The sequence below is a fragment of the Amycolatopsis vastitatis genome, assembly GCF_002234595.1.
GTDB lineage: Bacteria > Actinomycetota > Actinomycetes > Mycobacteriales > Pseudonocardiaceae > Amycolatopsis > Amycolatopsis vastitatis.
In genome coordinates this window covers 297,207-316,077 of the sequence record NZ_NMUL01000009.1, presented here as the reverse complement: position 1 = coordinate 316,077, position 18,871 = coordinate 297,207, and the positions used below count along the sequence as shown (strand labels likewise).

Genomic DNA, 18,871 nt, shown 5'->3' with positions numbered 1-18,871 from the left:
CGCCGCCATCGAGGAGCTCAAGGCCGACGGCCTCGAAGGCGACATCGCCCCGAGCGCGCTGTTCGACGAAGAAAACCAGGAACACAACCACACGATCTGGCACCTCTCCGACGGCCCCGACGGCGCCAAAGGCAGCAGCTGGACCACCGACGCCGGCCTCGAGTACCTCATGGACCCCGAACCCCTCGGCGGTCCCGGCACCGCCCCGAAACCCGACCCGGCCCTGTTCGGCACCTACGCGCCGCTGCAGGACGCCAAGGGCACGGCCAAGGGCAAAGCCAAGGAGGTCAAGAACAAGCTGACCTGACCCCGGCCGGACCGGACGCGGGACCGTCGTGCGCGACGGCCCCGCGCCGGGGCCGTCCGGGTGAGGAGAGGCCGATCACGGGTTCGAGGCCCGCCGTCCGGGTATCCGACCAGGAGTTCCCTTTGCTCTGTGGAGGCCCAGTGCAGCCCTGGCCCGGTTCCCCCTACCCGCTCGGCGCCGACTACGACGGCGTCGGCACCAACTTCGCGGTTTTCTCCGAGGTCGCCGACCACGTCGAACTCTGCCTGTTCGCCCCGGACGGGACGGAGACCCGGACCCGGCTGCCGGAGGTCGACGGCTTCGTCCACCACGGCTACCTGACCGGCGTCGGCCCCGGCCAGGAGTACGGCTTCCGGGTCCACGGGCCGCACGACCCCGCCCGCGGGCTGCGCTGCAACCCCGCCAAGCTGCTGCTCGACCCGTACGCCAAGGCGGTCACCGGCCGGGTGGACTGGGACGAGTCGGTCTTCGGCTACCGCTTCGGCCGGCCCGGCGAGCGCAACGACGCCGACTCCGCGGCGCACACCGTCCGCGCGGTCGTCGTCAACCCGTACTTCGACTGGGCCAACGACCGGCCCCCGAACGTGCCGTACAACGAAACGGTCATCTACGAAGCCCACGTGCGCGGGCTGACGAAGCTCCACGCGGGCGTCCCGGAGGAGCTGCGGGGCACCTACTCGGGGCTGGCCCACCCGGTGATGATCGACTACCTGAAGACCCTCGGGGTCACGGCCGTCGAGCTGATGCCGGTCCACCAGTTCCTGCACGACCACGCCCTGACCGAGCGCGGCCTCGCCAACTACTGGGGCTACAACACCATCGCCTACTTCGCGCCGCACAACGGCTACGCCGCTTCGGTCCTGCCCGCGACGCCGGGCAGCGAGGTCCACGAGTTCAAGGCGATGGTGCGAACCCTGCACGACGCGGGGATCGAAGTGATCCTCGACGTCGTCTACAACCACACCGCCGAGGGCAACCACCTCGGGCCGACGCTGTCGATGCGCGGCATCGACAACCGGGCCTACTACCGGCTGGTCGAAGACGACCCCCGGTACTACATGGACTACACCGGCACGGGCAACTCGCTGAACGTGCGTGACCCGCACACCCTGCAGCTCATCATGGACTCGCTGCGGTACTGGGTCACCGAAATGCACGTCGACGGCTTCCGCTTCGACCTCGCCGCCACGCTCGCCCGCGAGTTCTACGACGTCGACCGCCTGGCCACCTTCTTCGACCTCGTGCAGCAGGACCCGGTGGTGAGCCAGGTGAAGCTGATCGCCGAGCCGTGGGACGTCGGGCCCGGTGGCTACCAGGTCGGGAACTTCCCGCCGCTGTGGACGGAGTGGAACGGCCGCTACCGGGACACCGTCCGGGACTTCTGGCGCGGCGAGCCCTCGACGCTGGGCGAGTTCGCCTCCCGCATCACCGGCTCGTCGGACCTCTACCAGAATGACGGGCGCCGCCCGTTCGCGTCGATCAACTTCGTCACCGCGCACGACGGCTTCACACTCGCCGACCTGGTGTCCTACAACGAAAAGCACAACGAAGCCAACGGCGAGGACAACCGGGACGGCGCCGGCGACAACCGGTCGTGGAACTGCGGTGCGGAAGGGCCGACCGAGGACGAGAAGGTGCTCGACCTGCGGGCCCGCCAGCGCCGCAACCTGGTCGCCACGCTCCTGCTGTCGCAGGGGGTGCCGATGCTCCTGCACGGCGACGAGTTCGGCCGCACCCAGCAGGGCAACAACAACGCCTACTGCCAGGACAACGAACTGTCCTGGGTGGACTGGTCGCTGCTCGAGCGCAACCGCGAGCTGTTCGAGTTCACCGCCGCGGTCGTCGACCTCCGCCGTCAGCACCCGGTGTTCCGCCGCCGGCGGTTCTTCGCCGGCCGCCCGATCCGCCGGGGCGACGAGCTGCGCGACATCGCGTGGTTCACCCCGGCCGGCGAGGAGATGACCGACCACGACTGGGAGGCGGGTTTCGGCCGCAGCATCATGGTCTTCCTCAACGGCGCGGCCATCCCCGACGTGGACGCCCGCGGCGACCGCGTCCTGGACGACTCGTTCCTGCTGTGCTTCAACGCCCACGAAGACGACATCACCATGACCGTCCCCGGCGGCGAATACGGCGAAGAGTGGGCGATCGTCCTCGACACGACGACGGGCGAGGCGTTCCACCGGTCCGTGGGCGGCGTCCTGGTCGGCGGCGTGGCCGGCGACCAGCTCGCGACGCCCCGCACGGTGGCGGGCAACAGCACCCTCGTGGTCGGCGCCCGTTCCCTCGCGGTGCTGCTGCGCACCAAGGACCAGGAGGGGTAACTCGCGTACCCGCGCGGTCGGTTCGCGTACCGGGAGGGTCGGCTCGTGAACCGACCCTCCAGGTACGCGGCTCGCGTGGTGGTCAGCCCAGCCCGGGTCCCGTGGCGGCCTGCGGCCCCCGCGTGGTGCGGCCCGCGCGGCCGGTCAGCAGGCCGAGGGCGATCATGCCGACGCCGAGGACGAGGTGCAGCCAGTCGTCCGCGGTGTTGACGGGCACGAAGTTCGCGTCACTGCCGTGGTCGACGAGCAGCCCGTACAGCCAGAGCACCAGGTAGACGGCACCCCCGGCGATCAGGAACAGCTTCGCGCCGCGCGCGGTGCGGGCCGAGGCGATCCCGGCGACGCCGAACAGCAGGTGGACGATGTTGTGCAGGACCGAAACCATGAACAGGCCCAGCAGCATGGCCATCGAGTCGTGGCCGGCGAAGCTCAGCTGGTCGTAGTGCGTGGTGACGCCCGGGATGAAGCCGAGCACGCCGACCAGCAGGAATACGGCCGCGACGGCCAGGGCGGCGACCTGCACGGGTGTTCTCGTGCGGGTGTGGGTGGGGGTCGACATGGCAGTTCCTTTCCATGGTCCGGCCGGTGGCCGGCGCTGGTCCGGACGTCATACCCGGGCGCCACGCGCCTAAGCACGGCGTCCGGAACCCCGTTCGCCGCGTGTATCGGCGACCGGGCCGGGTACGCGCGGCGCGACCAGCCCCGGCGGCACCAGGTGGGAGCCCGATGACCGAAACCTCTCTGCGCCCGGCTCCGATCCCCCACCGGCCCGTGTGGCGGGAGAAGCGCGGCGCGACGATCCTCAAGACCATCCGCACCACCGACCACAAGACGATCGGTGTGCTGTACCTGACGACGTCGTTCGGGTTCTTCCTGATCGGCGGCCTGACCGCGCTGCTGATGCGGGGCGAGCTGGCCCGGCCGGGCCTGCAGTTCCTCTCGCCGGAGCAGTACAACCAGCTGTTCACCATGCACGGCACGATCATGCTGCTGCTCTACGCCACGCCGAACCTGTTCGGGTTCGCCAACTTCGTCCTGCCGCTGCAGATCGGCTCACCGGACGTGGCGTTCCCCCGGCTCAACGCGTTCTCCTACTGGCTGTACCTGTTCGGCGGCACGATCGTCCTCTCCGCCTACGCCACCCCCGGCGGGCCGCCCGACTTCGGCTGGACCGCCTACACGCCACTGTCCAACGCCATCCACTCCCCCGGCGTCGGCGGAGACCTGTGGATCTCGGGGCTGATCGTCACCGGTCTCGGCACCATCCTCGGCGCGGTCAACATGATCACGACCGTGGTGTGCCTGCGCTGCCCCGGGATGCTCATGTGGCGGATGCCGATCTTCACCTGGAACATCCTGTTCACGTCGATCCTGATCCTGCTGGCGTTCCCGATCCTCACCGCGGCGCTGTTCGCGCTCCTGGCCGACCGGCACCTCGGCGCGCACGTGTTCGACCCCGAGAACGGCGGCGCGATCCTGTGGCAGCACCTGTTCTGGTTCTTCGGCCATCCCGAGGTCTACGTGGTCGCGCTGCCGTACTTCGGGATCGTCACCGAGATCGTGCCGGTGTTCAGCCGCAAGCCGTTGTTCGGCTACAAGCTCATGGTGTTCGCGACGATCGGGATCACCGGGCTGTCGGCGGTGGTGTGGGCGCACCACATGTTCGCCACCGGCGCCGTCCTGCTGCCGTTCTTCTCGATCATGACGTTCCTGATCGCGGTGCCGACCGGGATCAAGTTCTTCAACTGGATCGGCACGATGTGGAAGGGGCAGCTGACGTTCGAGTCGCCGATGCTGTGGTCGGTCGGCTTCCTCGTCACCTTCCTGCTCGGCGGCCTCACCGGGATCATCCTCGCCTCGCCACCGCTGGACTTCCACGTCCACGACAGCTACTTCGTCGTCGCGCACTTCCACTACGTGCTCTTCGGCACGATCGTCTTCGCGACCTTCGCCGGCATCTACTTCTGGTTCCCCAAGATCACCGGCCGGATGCTCGACGAGAGGCTGGCGAAGTGGCACTTCTGGACGACCTTCATCGGCTTCCACACGACATTCCTCATCCAGCACTGGCTCGGGGACGCGGGCATGCCGCGCCGCTACGCCGACTACCTGTCGAGCGATGGCTTCACCTGGATGCACACGGTTTCCACGATCGGCGCGTTCCTGCTGGGGCTGTCCGTGCTGCCGTTCATCTGGAACGTCTTCAAGAGCTACCGCTACGGCGACCCCATCGACGTGGACGATCCCTGGGGCTTCGGCAACTCGCTCGAGTGGGCCACCACCAGCCCGCCACCGCGGCACAACTTCCTCGAACTGCCCCGCATCCGCTCCGAACGCCCCGCGTTCGAGCTGCACTACCCGCACATGGTGGAACGGATGCGCGAAGAAGCCCACGTCACCCGCGGGCACCCCCGGAACGCGGCGGACCCGGCCGAGCTGGCGGCCGCCGCGACCCAGCCCGACGAGCAGGGCGAAAGCGATGATCCCCGCGGCCGCTGACCCCGGCCCGCCGCTGAGCGCGCGGGAACGGCGGCGGCTGCGCGGGCTCGAGCGGAGGCTGCGGCCGACCGGGCCCCGGGTACCGCTGGTGCTGTGCCTCGGCCTGGACGCCGTCGCGCTGGCGCTGGTGGCCGCCGGGATCTTCCTGGCGCTGCCGTGGTTGTTCGCGGGATGCGTCGCCGTCAACCTCGCCGTCTGCCTGCACCTCGAACGCGGCGGCTGAACAGCGGAAGGCCGCCGGGCGTCCCGGCGGCTTTCCGCTTGCGGATCCGCTCAGAGGATCGGCGCGCCCCCGGTCACCGCGACGCGGGCGCCCGACACGTAACTGCCGTCGTCGGAAGCCAGCAGCACGTACACCGGCGCGAGTTCGGCCGGCTGGCCGGCGCGGCCCAGCGGCACCTGCTCGCCGAAGGACTTCACCTGGTCTTCCGGCATGGTGGACGGGATCAGCGGCGTCCAGATCGGGCCCGGCGCAACGCTGTTGGCCCGGATCCCCTTCGGTCCCAGCATCTGCGCCAGTGCCGCCGTCATGTTCGCGATGCCCGCCTTCGTGACGTCGTAGGGCAGCAGCTGCGGCGTCGGGCTGTCGGAGTTCACCGACGAGCTGCCGATGATCGACGCCCCGGGCTTCATGTGCGGCACCGCGGCCTTGGCGAGGTGGAAGAACGCGCTGAGGTTGATGGCGAGCGTGCGGTCCCACTCCTCGTCGGGGATCTCCTCGAGCGAGTCGTGGCTCATCTGGAAGGCGGCGTTGTTCACCAGCACGTCGAGCCGGCCGAACTCCTCGACCGCGCGGGCGACCAGGGCCCGGCAGTGCGCCGGGTCGGCGACGTCACCGGGCACGACGACGGCCTTGCGCCCGGCTTCCTCCACCCAGCGGCGCGTCTCTTCGGCGTCCTCGTGCTCGTCGAGGTAGGAGATGAGCACGTCGGCGCCTTCCCGGGCGTACGCGATCGCCACGGCGCGGCCGATCCCGCTGTCGGCCCCGGTGATGAGCGCCGCCTTGCCGGTCAGCTTGCCGGAGCCGCGGTAGGTGTGCTCGCCGTGGTCGGGCCGCGGGGTCATCGCGGCGGTCGTCCCGGGCGGGGTCTGCTGCTGGGCGGGCTGCTCGGACACGGGTCGCTCCTCGGGTGCGGGGGGATCTCCGTTCCCCGAGTTACCCGCCGGGTCCCGGTCCACACGTCATCGGAAGATGTCATCTTTTTGACGACTTCGTTCTTGTCATCGTTTGGATGACATGCTAGAAAAGAGGTGCGTGTTGACACGAACCGAACCGAAGGAGGAGGAAACCGATGTTGATGCGCACCGACCCGTTCCGTGAGCTGGACCGCCTCACCCAGCAGGTCTTCGGCACGCCCGGAACCTGGTCCAAGCCGGCCGCGATGCCCATGGACGCCTACCGCGCCGGCGACGAGTTCGTGGTCTGCTTCGACCTGCCCGGCGTCGCCCCGGACGCCATCGAGCTGGACATCGAACGCAACGTGCTGACCGTCAAGGCCGAACGCCGTCCGCTCCCGGGCGGTGACGACGTGCAGATGCAGGTCTGCGAACGCCCGCTCGGTGTCTTCTCCCGGCAGCTGTTCCTCGGCGAGACCCTCGACACCGACCACATCGCCGCCGACTACGAGGCCGGCGTGCTGACGCTGCGCATCCCGGTCGCCGAGAAGGCCAAGCCGCGGCGCATCGAGATCAGCGGCGCCCAGTCCGACCGGAAGGAGATCAAGGCCTGACGGGAACGCCGGACATGAACGACCCGGCCCGGGCCGCGGCGGAGACCATCTTCGCCGCGGCCGCCGACCTCGGCACCACCCGCCAGGAGGCGATCCTGGTGACCCGGGCGGTCCACGCGGCCGCCTGACCCCTACCGCGGCGCACCGTCACCGCGGTCCCGCGCTCGTGCCGGACAGCGGTGTGTCACCGCCGGTCCCGGGTATCCCGCAGCATGGACACCCTGAAGACGTCCGGTCGCGTGCGAGCGCTGTCCGCCGGCGCCGAACGCCCGGACCGTCCCCCGGTCGTGCTGCTGCCGGGCCTCGGCGCGCCGGGCTACCTCGTCGACACACTGCACGGGTGCGCCGCGGCCACGCGGAGCCATCTGCTCGACGTCCCCGGCTTCGGCGGGCCGGGTCCACTCGCCTGCGCCCCGGAGATCGACGCGATCGCCGGCGCGGTCACCGCGTGGCTGGACCGGCCCACTGTCCTCTTCGGACATTCGACGGCTGCGCAGGCCGCCATCGCCGTCGCGGCGCGGCGACCGGACCTCGTCCGAGCGCTCGTGCTGGCCGGGCCGACCTTCCCGCCCGAGCTGCGCCGCCTGGACCGCCTGTCCGCGGCATTCTTGGCCGACCTGGTCCACGAGTCGCCCTCGGCGCTACCCGGCACCGTCCCGCACTACCTGCGCGCCGGGCCCCGGCGGTTGATGCGGATGATCCGCTCGGCCCAGCGGGACGAACCGGAACGGGCGATGCCGCTGCTGCGGTGCCCGGTCCTGGTCGTGCGCGGCCGGCGGGACACGCTGAGCCCCGAACCATGGGCGCGGTCCCTCGCCGCCGCGTCGCGCGGCGCGTTCGTCACCGTTCCCGGCGCGCACACGTTCCCGGCGCGGTCCGGCGGCTCGACGTCGGCGTTGATCACGGAGTTCGCCGAGGGTTAGCCGCGGTGGCCACGGGTATGCCGACGGCCCGTCGGAAGGAGGCGCTGTGCGTGCGATGGTGTACCGCGGCCCGTACAAGATCCGCGTCGAAGAGAAGGACGTCCCCGCGATCGAACACCCCGGGGACGCGATCGTCCGGGTGACGCTGGCCGCGATCTGCGGTTCGGACCTGCACCTGTACCACGGGATGATGCCGGACACGCGCGTCGGCACGACGTTCGGGCACGAATTCGTCGGCGTGGTCGAAGAAGTCGGCTCGGGGGTGCGGAACCTGAAGCGCGGCGACCGCGTCATGGTGCCCTTCAACGTCTTCTGCGGCACGTGCTGGTTCTGCGCCCGCGGGCTGTATTCCAACTGCCACAACGTCAACCCGAACGCCACCGCGGTCGGCGGGATCTACGGCTACTCGCACACCTGCGGCGGCTACGACGGCGGCCAGGCCGAGTTCGTCCGGGTGCCGTTCGCCGACGTGGGGCCGGCCGTGATCCCGGACTGGCTGGCCGAAGAAGACGCCGTCCTGCTCACCGACGCGCTCGCCACCGGCTACTTCGGCGCGCAGCTGGGCGAAATCGTGGAAGGCGACGTCGTCGTGGTGTTCGGCGCCGGACCGGTGGGCCTGTTCGCGGCGAAATCGGCGTGGCTGATGGGCGCGGGCCGGGTGATCGTCATCGACCACCTGGAGAACCGCCTGGAGAAGGCGCGGACCTTCGCCCACGCCGAGACGTACAACTTCACCGAATACGACGACATCGTCGTGCACCTGAAGAAGCTCACCGGATACCTCGGCGCCGACGTCGCGATCGACGCGGTGGGCGCGGAGGCCGACGGCAACCTCACCCAGCACGTCACCTCGGCCAAGCTGAAGCTGCAGGGCGGCTCGCCGGTGGCGCTCAACTGGTGCATCGACGCCGTCCGCAAGGGTGGCACGGTTTCGGTGATGGGCGCCTACGGCCCGATGTTCAGCGCCGTCAAGTTCGGCGACGCGATGAACAAGGGCCTCACGCTGCGGATGAACCAGTGCCCGGTGAAGCGGCAGTGGCCGCGGCTGTTCGAGCACATCCGCAACGGCTACCTCAAGCCGAGCGACATCGTCACCCACCGCATCCCCCTGGAGCACATCGCCGAGGGCTACCACATCTTCTCCGCCAAGCTGGACGGCTGCATCAAGCCGCTGATCGTGCCGGACGCCGGCTGAGGAAGGGACGACCATGACGTACACGTCGGAACGGCCGCCGATCGCCGAATCGAGCGACAGCCTCCGCGCCCGGATCCCGGGCTGGGGCGCGGACCTGGACCCGAAGGACCGGCCGTCGGTGCCGAAGCTGCGGTGGCAGGAGGACAAGAGCGGCGCCCACTGGGAGTTCCCCGAGCGGCAGCCGGAGAAATGGCCGCGGGAACGCTCGATCGAGCACGAGTTCCTGACCCCGGTCTTCGGGACGTCGTGCCCGCCGAAGGGGCTTTCCGGTGCGCTGCGCCGGTTTTCCTACCGGAAGTACAGCGAAGGGCGGGCCGCGCACTGGCTGCTCCTGCTGGCCGCCGACCGGGTGGACGCCTGGGAGAGCCACCTGCGCTCGTTCGCCACGCTCCGCCCGGACAACCCGGTCACCGAGACCGGCGTGCTGAGCGAGTTCACCCGGCACGGCTTTTCCTCGCGGGTGGGCAAGAACCGGGCGGACGTCAAGCACCACCTGGCGGACCCGGTCATCATCGCGGGCCCGTGGGTGCTGGCGGCGGGGCTCGCGTATGCGGCGGCCCGGAAGGTCCTGCGGTGGCGCCGCCGCTGACCGGGGTCCGCCGGGTCGCAGCGGTGACCGCCGGGCTCCTCGCCTTCGCCGTCGCGGCCTGCTCGCCGCCCTCCGACCGGCACGCGGGCAGTCCGGGGAAGGCGCACGGGGTCGCCGTGGACGGCCGGGTGACCACGCCGGCGGGCGGGCTCCCCGGTGTCCGCGAAACCCGGGGGTCTTCACCGGCCCCGGTCGTCGCTCACTGAGGCCCGTTGGTCAGCGAAAGGTTGAACGTGTACCGGGACGCCCGGTACACGTGCCACCCGTATTCGACCACCCGGCCGGTGTCGTCGTAGGTCGTGCGCTGCATGGTGAGCAACGCCGCCCCCGGCTCCTCGTGGAGCAGTTCCGCGTCCTCTTCGGTCGCGAGCCGCGCGCCGATGTTCTGCTCGGCCGCGTGCAGCCGCACCCCCGCCGAGCGCAGGAGCTGGTAGAGCCCCCGCTCGCGCAGCTCGTCGTCGGCCGGGTCGATGACGCCGTCGGGCAGGTAGTTGTTCATCAGGGCGAGCGGCTCGCCGTCGGTCGAGCGGAGCCGCTTCAGCCGCCGCACGTGCGTCAGCCCGGGTGCCTCCAGCAGCTCGGCCACTTCGGCGCCGGCTTCTTCGACCTGGTTGACCAGCACCGCCGACGCCGGCTTGCCGCCCAGCCCGGCGAGGTCGTCGAAGAGGCTGCTCAGCCGCAGCGGCCGGGCCACCTTCGTGCGGACCACCTGTGTGCCGACCCCGCGCCGCCGCACGAGCAGGCCCTGGTTGACCAGGGTCTGGATCGCCTGGCGGATCGTCGGCCGCGACAGGCGCAGGCTCGCGGCGAGGTCGATCTCGTTGCCCAGCCGCGCCCCCGCCGGCAGCCTGCCGTCCTCGATCGCCGCGTGCAGCTGCCGGGACACCTGGAAGTACAGCGGCTCCGGGCTGCCCGGGTCCACGATGATCTCCCGGCCCGCGTCCCAGGCCGGGAAGTTGAGGTCCGGCGTGCTCATCCGCGAAGCCTACCGCGTCCGTGTCCCCTGTAGGGATGACCTGTTGTCCATATGTCTTGACAAAGTCTCCGACCGCTGGAATCGTCGACGACAGGGACACGAAGGGCGTGCTCCGAAGACAGGGAGCGGAACTGTGACCGACGTGCTGCGGCGCCTCGTCGCCCGACGCGTGCACGCCCCGGAAGCGATCGCCGAGGCGGCCGCGAACCGGGTGCGGGCCAAGTCGCCCTTCAACGACAAGGGCCGGACGATGATCATCGCGGCGGATCACCCCGCCCGCGGCGCGAACGCGGTGGGCGGCAATCCGTCGGCGATGGCCGACCGCGGCGAGCTGCTGGAGCGGCTGTGCCTCGCCCTCGAACGCCCCGGCGTCACCGGCGTCCTGGCGACCGCGGACGTCATCGACGACCTGCTGCTGCTCGGCGTCCTGGACGGCAAGACCGTGATCGGGTCCATGAACCGCACCGGGCTGGCCGGGTCGAGCTTCGAGATCGACGACCGCTTCGCCTGCTACGACGCGGAAGCGATCGAGCGGATGCGCTTCGACGGCGGCAAGACGCTGACGCGGATCTGCCTGGACGACCCGGCCAGCCCGGGCGTCCTGGAGAACACCGCCAAGGCGGTCAACGAGCTGGCCGACCGCAAGCTGATCGCGATGGTGGAGCCGTTCCTGTCGACCTGGGCCGGCGGGCGCCTCAAGAACGACCTCTCCCCCGACGCCGTCATCAAGTCGATCACGATCGCCGCCGCGCTCGGCCGCTCCTCGGCCTACACCTGGCTGAAACTGCCGGTGGTGGACGACATGGAGCGGGTGCTGGCGTCGTCGACCTTGCCTGCTGTCCTGCTCGGTGGCGAGGTCAAGGACCCGGACGCGGCCTTCGCCGCCTGGCAACGCGCCCTCACCCAGCCGACAGTGCAAGGCCTCGTCGTAGGGCGTTCGCTGCTCTACCCGCACGACGGAGACGTCGCCAAGGCCGTCGACACCGCGGTGGGGCTGCTGTGAACCCGCACCACCGCACCAGCGCCACGACCCGGAGGAACACCGTGAACACCATCGAGCATTGGATCAACGGCACCGCCACACCCGCGGGCTCGAGCCGCACGGCCCCCGTCCACGACCCGGCCACCGGCCGCGAGCAGGCCCGGGTCCTGCTGGCGGAGGAGTCCGATGTGGACACCGCGGTCGCGGCCGCGGGCAAGGCCTTCGAGTCGTGGGGCAACTCCTCGCTGTCCCAGCGCACCAAGGTGATGTTCGCCTTCCGCGAGCTGCTCGTGCGGCACGAAGACGAACTCGCCCGGATCATCTCCGCCGAGCACGGCAAGGTGATCGAGGACGCCCGCGGCGAAATCGTCCGCGGCCGCGAAGTCGTCGAGTACGCGTGCGGCATCGCCGACGCGCTCAAGGGCAGCTTCTCCGACCAGGTCTCCCGCGACGTCGACGTGCACGACTTCCACCAGCCCCTCGGCGTCGTCGCGGGGATCACCCCGTTCAACTTCCCGATCATGGTGCCGCTGTGGATGCATCCGATCGCCATCGCCACCGGCAACACCTTCATCCTCAAGCCCAGCGAGCGCGACCCCTCGGTCTCGAACTTCGTCGCCCGGCTCTACACCGAAGCCGGACTGCCCGACGGCGTCTTCAACGTCGTCCACGGCGACAAGACCGCGGTCGACGCGATCCTCGACCACCCCGGCATCGCCGCGGTGTCGTTCGTCGGCTCCACCCCCATCGCCAAGTACGTGCACGAGCGCGGCACCGCGGGCGGCAAACGCGTCCAGGCCCTCGGCGGCGCGAAGAACCACGCCGTCGTCCTGCCCGACGCCGACCTCGAATACGCCGCCGACCACCTCACCGCCGCCGCGTTCGGCTCCGCCGGCCAGCGGTGCATGGCCATCTCCGTCGGCGTCGCCGTCGGCTCGGCCGGCGACGAACTGGTGGAGATCCTCGAACGCAAGGCCCGCGAGGTGAAGGTCGGCCCCGGCACCGACCCGGCCAGCGACATGGGCCCGGTCGTCACCGAAGCCGCCCGCGAACGCGTGGTGCACTCCGTCACCCGCGGCGCCGAACAAGGCGCGACAGTCGTCGTCGACGGCCGCGACCTCAAGGTCGAAGGCCACGAGGCAGGCTTCTTCGTCGGCCCGTCCCTGCTGGACGACGTCACCCCGGACATGGACGCCTACCGCGAAGAAATCTTCGGCCCGGTACTGGCGATCGTCCGCGCCCGGACGCTCGACGAAGCCATCGCCGTCATCAACGCCAACCCCTACGGCAACGGCACCGCGATCTTCACCGGCAGCGGCGAAGCGGCCCGCAAGTTCCAGCGCGAAGTCAAGGTCGGCATGATCGGCGTCAACGTCCCGATCCCGGTGCCGATGTCGTACTACTCCTTCGGCGGCTGGAAGGACTCCCTCATCGGCGATAGCCCCATCCACGGCCCCGCCGGCGTCCGCTTCTACACCCGCGCCAAGGTCGTCACCACCCGCTGGCCCCACACGAGCGCCTCAGCGGCGGCGTTCACCTTTCCCACGTCCAGCTGAAGCCGCGGGCGTGCCGTGCCGCCGGGCGGAAGCCGGTGCTCGCTCCGGACGCAACCCCACGCCGACGAGATACACCGCCACCGTCCGCAGGAAAGGCAACCACTGTGCCGCAGTCATGAGCCGGCCCGCCGGACCGGCCTGCCTCCCGGACACGAGGGGGCCGGCCAGGTCGGCGTGCATGATCCGTTGGAGGGCCTGCACCAGAAGCAGCGACGGCAGCCGGCGCCGCCGGATCCGGGCGAGGTCGGCCCCGCTCACCGCACCCCGCTGGAGCCGCCCGGCCAGCAGGGTCGCGGTCGCGACCGCGTCCTGGACGGCGAGGTTGATGCCCACACCCCCGACCGGCGACATGGCGTGCGCGGCGTCCCCGATGCACAGCAAGCCCTCGACATGCCACCGGTGCAGCCGGTTGAGCCGGACGTCGAGAAGTTTGACGTCGTCCATCGAGACCAGCTCGCCGACTCGGTCGGCGTACTCGGGGAGGAGTTCGGCCACGTCGCGCCGGAACGCGTCGACGCCGCGGGCACGCAGCCGGCTGTCGGTGCCCTTGCGGGCGACGTACCCGATCTGGAAGTAGCCCTCCCGGGGAATGACGATCGCGAACCGTCCCCGGCCCGGCCGCCGGGTCAGCTGGCCGACCTGCTCGCCGTCACGACGCGAGAGCCGGAACCACCAGGTGTCGAACGGAACGTCGAACTCGGTCACGCCCAGCCCGGCCGCCGCGGGCAGGACCGAATTCCGGCCGTTGCACGCCACCGTGAGGTCGGCCCGGATCTCGCCTTCGACCTCGTCGCCGCCGGGCCCGTTCGTGCGGTAGCGGACGCCGGCGACCCGGCCGCGCTCGTGGATGAGCGAGGTCGCCGCGGTCCCCATCTCGAGCCGGAACGCCGGTTCCGCCCTCGCCGCGCCGGCCAGCAGATCCAGCAGGTCCCACTGCGGAACGATCGCCACATACGGATGCCGCACTCCCCACCTGCGCAGCGCACCGAAATCACCGATCCGCCGGACCCCGCCGGCTCCGTCCGGCAGGACCACGTCGGTGATCCGCGTCTGGGGCAGCCGCGCGAACCGCTCGCCCAGTCCCAGCTCGTCGAGCAGCTGCAGGGTCGCCGGATGCACGGTGTCGCCGCGGAAGTCGTGCAGGAAGTCCTCGTGCTTCTCGAGCACCGTGACCTCGACTCCGGCCCGCGCGAGCAGCAACCCCAGCACCATGCCCGCCGGGCCGCCTCCCACGACGCAACACGTCGTCCGCTCCACCGTGCCCCCGTTCCCCCTCGATCAGGGGCAAGCCGATGCCCACTCACCACCTTCTACACCCGAGGTGACGGCAGCCTGGAGAACGTCGCGCGAACGAGAGTATTCAGGGCAGCTTTGCCGCACTAACGGCGGCGAGCAGGGGCATCGACACCGGGTTGCCCGCAACCACCGTTCACCGGGGCTGCGCGGCCATCCCGTACCAGAGCAGATCGGCGAGGCTCGCCGCGTCCCGCCGCCAGTCCCCGTTCGGATCGAGCCACAGCAGGCCGCCGAACGCCTGCATGACCAGCACCGGTGTCAGGCCCGGCCGGACCGTGCCGGCCGCCACGTTGGCTTCGAGCATCGTCGCCACCGCGCCGAGCATGTCCTCGAAGGCGTCGCCCGGCAGCTCACCCCGGGACGCCGTCGCGGTCCGCAGCGCGTCGGCCAGCCCCTTCTTCGTCATCATGTAGTGCGCGAGGTGGTCCGTCACCCACACCCGGACCGCTTTGTCCGGGGGATGCTTTTCCAGCAGCGCCGGCACGACGTCCACGATGTGCCGGACCTCGCGCCGGTAGACCGCCAGGATCAGCGCCTCCGGGGTCGGGAAGTGCCGGTAGACCGTGCCGACGCCGACCTCGGCCTGCTTCGCGATCGCGTTGAACGAGACCTCGCCCGTTTCGGCCAGCGACGTCGCGGCCGCGGCGAGGATGCGCTCGTGGTTGCGCCGGGTGTCCGCGCGGCGGGGACTGACCGATCCCGTCGTCATCGTGCCTCCCGGTGCTTGTGCGGCCCCGCCGAATCTAGCCCAGACCTGGAGCGACTCCAGCTCGAACACTTCGTTGCGGAGCGGATTGTAATCCGCTAGCCTCGCGACCGGGGTGAAGCGGATGACTATCCGGTACGCCCGTTCCCACCACACGAGGCTCGACCGATCCACGGAAAGAGACCAGTGGAGATCTCACTCGAAGTCAATGGCACCACCGAACACCTGGACGTCGATCCGGGCGTGACCCTCCTGGACGCGCTGCGGGAGCGCCTCGACGTGACCGGCCCGAAGAAGGGCTGCGACCGCGGGCAGTGCGGCGCCTGCACCGTGCACGTCGGCGGACGGCCCGTGCTGTCGTGCCTCACCCTGGCCGCCACCGTCAAGCAGCCGGTGACCACCGTCGAAGGACTGTCCACTGAGGACGGTCTGCACCCGGTGCAGCAGGCGTTCGTCGACCAGGACGCCCTGCAGTGCGGGTTCTGCACCGCCGGGCAGATCATGTCGGCGGTCGCCGCCGTCGAGCAGGACGTCGACGACGTCCGGGAGTTCATGTCCGGCAACCTCTGCCGGTGCTCGGCCTACCCGAACATCGTCAAGGCCGTCGAGCAGGCGAGGCGGGCCGATGCGACCCTTTGAGCTGACCGCGCCCACCACCGTCGAAGCGGCCCTCGCGACGCCCGGCACGTTCCTCGCCGGCGGCACGACGCTGGTCGACCTCATGAAGCTCGACGTCCTGACGCCGGAGCACGTCCTCGACATCAACGCGGTCCCGCTGCGCGGCATCGACACCACCGACGGCCTGCGCATCGGCGCGCTGGAGCGGATGAGCGACATCGCCGCCCACGCCGGCGTCTATCCGGCGATTTCGCGCGCCCTGCTGCTGAGCGCGTCCCAGCAGCTGCGGAACATGGCCAGCATCGGCGGCAACCTGCTGCAGCGCACGCGTTGCTCGTACTTCCGCGACGTCGCGATGCCGTGCAACAAGCGCGTGCCCGGCAGTGGCTGCTCCGCGATCGAAGGTGCCAACCGGATGCACGCGATCCTCGGCACCAGCGGCTCGTGCGTGGCCACGCACGCCAGTGACGTCGCCGTCGCCCTGGTCGCGCTCGACGCCCGGCTGCGGCTGGCGGACGCCGCCGGCACCCGCGAGGTCGCGCTCGGCGAGTTCTACCACCTGCCGGGTGACACCCCCGCCCTGGAAAACGACCTGCGGCCCGGCGAGCTGATCACCGAGGTGTTCGTCCCCCGGCTGGACTGGGCGGCGAACTCCACCTACGTCAAGGTGCGCGACCGGCAGTCCTACGAGTTCGCGCTGTGTTCCGCGGCCGTCGCGCTGGACGTCCGGGACGGAATCGTCGCGGACGCGCGGGTCGCGGCCGGCGGCGTCGGGACGGTGCCGTGGCGGCTGGCGGGTGTCGAAGCGGCCCTGCGGGGTGCCCCGGCGACCCAGGCCGCCTTCGAAGAAGCCGCGGCCGTCGCGGCGGACGGCGCCGAGCCCTTGTCCGGCAACGGGTTCAAGGTGCCGCTGCTCAAGCGGACCATCGTCCGCGCCCTGCTCGAACTGACCGAGGGGAGCTCCCGATGATCACCCGGCTGGATGCGCCGCTGAAGGTCACCGGCCAGGCGAAGTACGGCGCCGACCACAACTTCCCCGGCATGGTCTACGGCTACGTCGTGCTCAGCACGATCGCCCACGGCGAGATCGAAGCCATGGACTTCGCCGCGGCGCGGGAAGCGCCCGGCGTGCTCGGCGTGTACTCGCCGTTCGACCCCCTGGCCCTGCGCACGCCGACCACGATGTTCGGCGAGGCGTGGGTTCCGTTGCAGGACAAGGAAGTCACCTACTACGGCCAGCCGATCGGCTTCGTGGTAGCGGAGACCTTCGAACAGGCCCGCGACGCGGCGGCGCTCGTGACGATCGCCTACCGCCCGCTCCCGGCCCGGACGTCGCTGGCCGAAGGCCTGGCGGACGCCGAAGACGCGCCGCCGGCCCGCGACGGCGCTCCCCCGACGCTGGAAGTCCTCGAAGACGGCGTCGAGACCTTCGAAGACGCGCTGGCCGCGAGCCCGGTGGTCGTCGAAGCGACCTACTCGACCGCGACCCAGAACCACGCCGCGATGGAACCACATTCCGCGGTCGCGGTGTGGGACGACGGCGAGCTGACCGTCTACAGCGGGAACCAGGCCTCGAACCTGCAGGCGGAGTACCTGGCCATGGCCCTGGACCTGCCGACCGAAGCCGTCCACGCGGTGAACCCGTTCGTCGGCGGCGCGTTCGGCGGCAAGGCGATGGTGTCGACGCCGTTGTTCCTGGCCGCGGCGGCGGCCCGGGACCTCGGCCGCCCGGTGAAGGCCGCGCTCGCCCGCGAACAGGTCTTCACCGCGACCGCCGGCCGGGCCGCGACCGTCCAGAAGATGACGCTCGGCGCGGAGCGGGACGGCTCGCTCGTCGCGCTCCGCCACGACTCGTGGTGCAGCACCGACGCCGCCGGCTCGTTCGTCGAGCCGACGTCGCACGGCACCTCGCGCGAGTGGTACGCCACGCGGAACCTGGCGATCAGCCAGAAGATCGTGCCGCTGAACGTCCCGCCGACCACGTTCATGCGGGCCCCCGGCGAGGCACCCGGCTCGTTCGCGCTGGAAAGCGCGATGGACGAGCTCGCCGTCGCGCTCGGCATGGACCCGGTCGAGCTGCGGATCAAGAACAACTCCATCGCCCCGCCGGGCAAGGACCTGCAGTGGGCGAGCAAGCACCTCGACGAGTGCTTCCGCGTCGGGGCGCAGCGGTTCGGCTGGGCGCACCGCCCGCCGGGCACGCGCACCGACGGCGACTGGCTGGTCGGCATGGGTGTGGCCACCGCGATGTTCCCCGCCCTGCGGTTCCCGGCGACGGTCGGCATCACGCTGAACGCGGACGACACCGCCGTCGTCGCGACCAGCGGCGCGGACCCGGGCACCGGTCTGCTGACCGTGCTCTCGCTGGTCGGCGCGGAGTCGCTGGACATCCCGGCGGACCGGATCACGCCGAAGCTCGGCGACTCGGCCCTGCCGCCGGGCGGGCTGTCCGGCGGCTCGACGGCGACGGCGAGCGCGGGCACGGCGATCATGCTCGCCGCGACGAAGGCGATCGACGAGCTGGTGGCGCTCGCGTCGGACGCCGGCGCGCCGTTCGAAGGCCGCGAAGTCACCTACGCCGACGGCCGCCTCTTCGCCGACGGCGAGACCATGACGTTCGGCGAGCTGCTGCGCACGCTGGGCCGCGAGACGCTCGAAGTCACCGGGTCTTCGGCACCGGGCGAGGAGCTGACCAAGCACTCGTTCAGCTCGTGGGGTGCCCAGTTCGTCGAGGTCCGCGTGCACAAGTGGACGCGTGAGGCCCGGGTGTCGCGGATGCTCGGCGTGTTCGACGCCGGCCGGATCATCAACGACCAGGCCGCCCGCAGCCAGCTCATGGGCGGCATGATCTGGGGCGTGTCGGCCGCGCTGCACGAGGGCCTGGAGATCGAAGCGAACGGACGGCTGGCCAACGGCGATTTCGCGAGCTACCTGATCCCGGTCAACGCGGACATCCCGGAGGTCGATGTCCACTTCGTCGAGTACCCGGACACCCTGCACAACGCGGTCGGCGCGCGGGGCCTCGGCGAGATCGGCACGGTCGGCGTGGCGGCGGCGGTGGCCAACGCCGTGTACAACGCCACCGGCGTCCGGGTCCGGCACATCCCGATCACCATCGAGGACCTCCTGGCGGAGTAAGCGGCGAGGTCGTGAGCGGGGAACAGGGTGGC

At 70.8% G+C, this 18,871-nt stretch carries 18 protein-coding genes and 1 pseudogene; 14 read left to right on the top strand and 5 right to left on the bottom strand.

Going from position 1 to position 18,871, the window contains the following annotated elements; translation table 11 throughout:
* Both CF165_RS12585 and glgX read left to right on the top strand, forming a co-directional pair.
* Window positions 1–307, top strand: a pseudogene (locus CF165_RS12585) (manganese catalase); the annotation flags it as partial.
* 140 nt (window positions 308–447) lie between these two features.
* Window positions 448–2,631, top strand: a complete 2,184-nt coding sequence (gene glgX / locus CF165_RS12580) for a glycogen debranching protein GlgX (RefSeq protein ID WP_093947655.1) — start codon at window positions 448–450, stop codon at window positions 2,629–2,631.
* A gap of 82 nt (window positions 2,632–2,713) precedes the next feature.
* On the opposite strand, the gene CF165_RS12575 is transcribed toward glgX, so the two are convergent.
* On the bottom strand, window positions 2,714–3,190 hold the full coding sequence (locus tag CF165_RS12575; protein WP_093947654.1) for a DUF4383 domain-containing protein: 477 nt from the start codon (window positions 3,188–3,190) through the stop codon (window positions 2,714–2,716).
* Window positions 3,191–3,357: 167 nt separating this feature from the next.
* Here CF165_RS12575 and ctaD point away from each other — a divergent pair, with 167 nt between their 5' ends.
* Entirely contained in the window at window positions 3,358–5,130 is a 1,773-nt protein-coding gene (gene ctaD, locus CF165_RS12570; protein WP_093947653.1) for an aa3-type cytochrome oxidase subunit I, read from the top strand.
* On the top strand, window positions 5,111–5,353 hold the full coding sequence (locus CF165_RS12565) for a hypothetical protein (RefSeq protein WP_093947652.1): 243 nt from the start codon (window positions 5,111–5,113) through the stop codon (window positions 5,351–5,353). Before ctaD ends, CF165_RS12565 begins: the two co-directional genes overlap by 20 nt.
* A gap of 50 nt (window positions 5,354–5,403) precedes the next feature.
* On the opposite strand, the gene CF165_RS12560 is transcribed toward CF165_RS12565, so the two are convergent.
* Window positions 5,404–6,246, bottom strand: coding sequence for an SDR family oxidoreductase (locus CF165_RS12560; protein ID WP_093947651.1), 843 nt, complete (start codon window positions 6,244–6,246; stop codon window positions 5,404–5,406).
* 176 nt (window positions 6,247–6,422) lie between these two features.
* Between CF165_RS12560 and CF165_RS12555 the strand changes: the two genes are divergently transcribed.
* The 5 genes from CF165_RS12555 to CF165_RS12530 all read left to right on the top strand — a co-directional run bounded on the left by CF165_RS12555 (window position 6,423) and on the right by CF165_RS12530 (window position 9,773).
* Window positions 6,423–6,860 (top strand): Hsp20/alpha crystallin family protein, encoded by a 438-nt coding sequence (locus CF165_RS12555; RefSeq protein ID WP_093947650.1) that lies wholly within the window; start codon window positions 6,423–6,425, stop codon window positions 6,858–6,860.
* A 212-nt stretch (window positions 6,861–7,072) separates the two neighbouring features.
* Window positions 7,073–7,783, top strand: coding sequence for an alpha/beta fold hydrolase (locus tag CF165_RS12545; protein WP_093947649.1), 711 nt, complete (start codon window positions 7,073–7,075; stop codon window positions 7,781–7,783).
* A gap of 55 nt (window positions 7,784–7,838) precedes the next feature.
* A complete protein-coding gene (locus tag CF165_RS12540) occupies window positions 7,839–8,978 on the top strand; it encodes a zinc-dependent alcohol dehydrogenase (RefSeq protein ID WP_240521552.1) in 1,140 nt (379 codons plus the stop codon).
* Window positions 8,979–8,991: 13 nt separating this feature from the next.
* Window positions 8,992–9,567, top strand: coding sequence for a hypothetical protein (locus tag CF165_RS12535; protein WP_093947647.1), 576 nt, complete (start codon window positions 8,992–8,994; stop codon window positions 9,565–9,567).
* Window positions 9,552–9,773 (top strand): hypothetical protein, encoded by a 222-nt coding sequence (locus CF165_RS12530; protein ID WP_093947646.1) that lies wholly within the window; start codon window positions 9,552–9,554, stop codon window positions 9,771–9,773. The genes CF165_RS12535 and CF165_RS12530 overlap by 16 nt, the downstream gene beginning before the upstream one ends.
* On the opposite strand, the gene CF165_RS12525 is transcribed toward CF165_RS12530, so the two are convergent.
* Window positions 9,767–10,543 carry a GntR family transcriptional regulator gene (locus CF165_RS12525; protein WP_093947645.1) on the bottom strand — a complete coding sequence of 259 codons (777 nt, stop codon included), beginning with the start codon at window positions 10,541–10,543 and terminating at the stop codon, window positions 9,767–9,769. The genes CF165_RS12530 and CF165_RS12525 overlap by 7 nt on opposite strands.
* Window positions 10,544–10,676: 133 nt before the next feature.
* Here CF165_RS12525 and CF165_RS12520 point away from each other — a divergent pair, with 133 nt between their 5' ends.
* Window positions 10,677–11,546: a Cgl0159 family (beta/alpha)8-fold protein gene (locus CF165_RS12520; RefSeq protein WP_093947644.1), complete on the top strand. Its 870-nt coding sequence runs from the start codon at window positions 10,677–10,679 to the stop codon at window positions 11,544–11,546.
* A 41-nt stretch (window positions 11,547–11,587) separates the two neighbouring features.
* Window positions 11,588–13,081, top strand: coding sequence for a CoA-acylating methylmalonate-semialdehyde dehydrogenase (locus CF165_RS12515; RefSeq protein ID WP_093947679.1), 1,494 nt, complete (start codon window positions 11,588–11,590; stop codon window positions 13,079–13,081).
* Here CF165_RS12515 and CF165_RS12510 read toward each other — a convergent pair.
* Window positions 13,046–14,338, bottom strand: a complete 1,293-nt coding sequence (locus tag CF165_RS12510) for an FAD-dependent oxidoreductase (protein WP_276209726.1) — start codon at window positions 14,336–14,338, stop codon at window positions 13,046–13,048. The two genes, CF165_RS12515 and CF165_RS12510, sit on opposite strands and share 36 nt — an antisense overlap.
* A 172-nt stretch (window positions 14,339–14,510) precedes the next feature.
* Window positions 14,511–15,086, bottom strand: a complete 576-nt coding sequence (locus tag CF165_RS12505; protein WP_093947642.1) for a TetR/AcrR family transcriptional regulator — start codon at window positions 15,084–15,086, stop codon at window positions 14,511–14,513.
* A gap of 183 nt (window positions 15,087–15,269) precedes the next feature.
* On the opposite strand from CF165_RS12505, the gene CF165_RS12500 reads away from it, so the two are divergent.
* The 3 genes from CF165_RS12500 to CF165_RS12490 are packed head-to-tail and all read left to right on the top strand — an operon-like array spanning window position 15,270 to window position 18,839.
* The gene (locus CF165_RS12500) at window positions 15,270–15,722 is read left to right on the top strand and encodes a (2Fe-2S)-binding protein (protein ID WP_093947641.1); all 453 of its coding nucleotides are present in this window, start codon (window positions 15,270–15,272) and stop codon (window positions 15,720–15,722) included.
* Window positions 15,709–16,671 carry an FAD binding domain-containing protein gene (locus CF165_RS12495; RefSeq protein WP_093947640.1) on the top strand — a complete coding sequence of 321 codons (963 nt, stop codon included), beginning with the start codon at window positions 15,709–15,711 and terminating at the stop codon, window positions 16,669–16,671. The genes CF165_RS12500 and CF165_RS12495 overlap by 14 nt, the downstream gene beginning before the upstream one ends.
* Complete coding sequence (locus CF165_RS12490) at window positions 16,668–18,839, top strand: xanthine dehydrogenase family protein molybdopterin-binding subunit (RefSeq protein ID WP_093947639.1); 2,172 nt, start codon at window positions 16,668–16,670, stop codon at window positions 18,837–18,839. Before CF165_RS12495 ends, CF165_RS12490 begins: the two co-directional genes overlap by 4 nt.
* Window positions 18,840–18,871 lie beyond the last annotated feature (32 nt).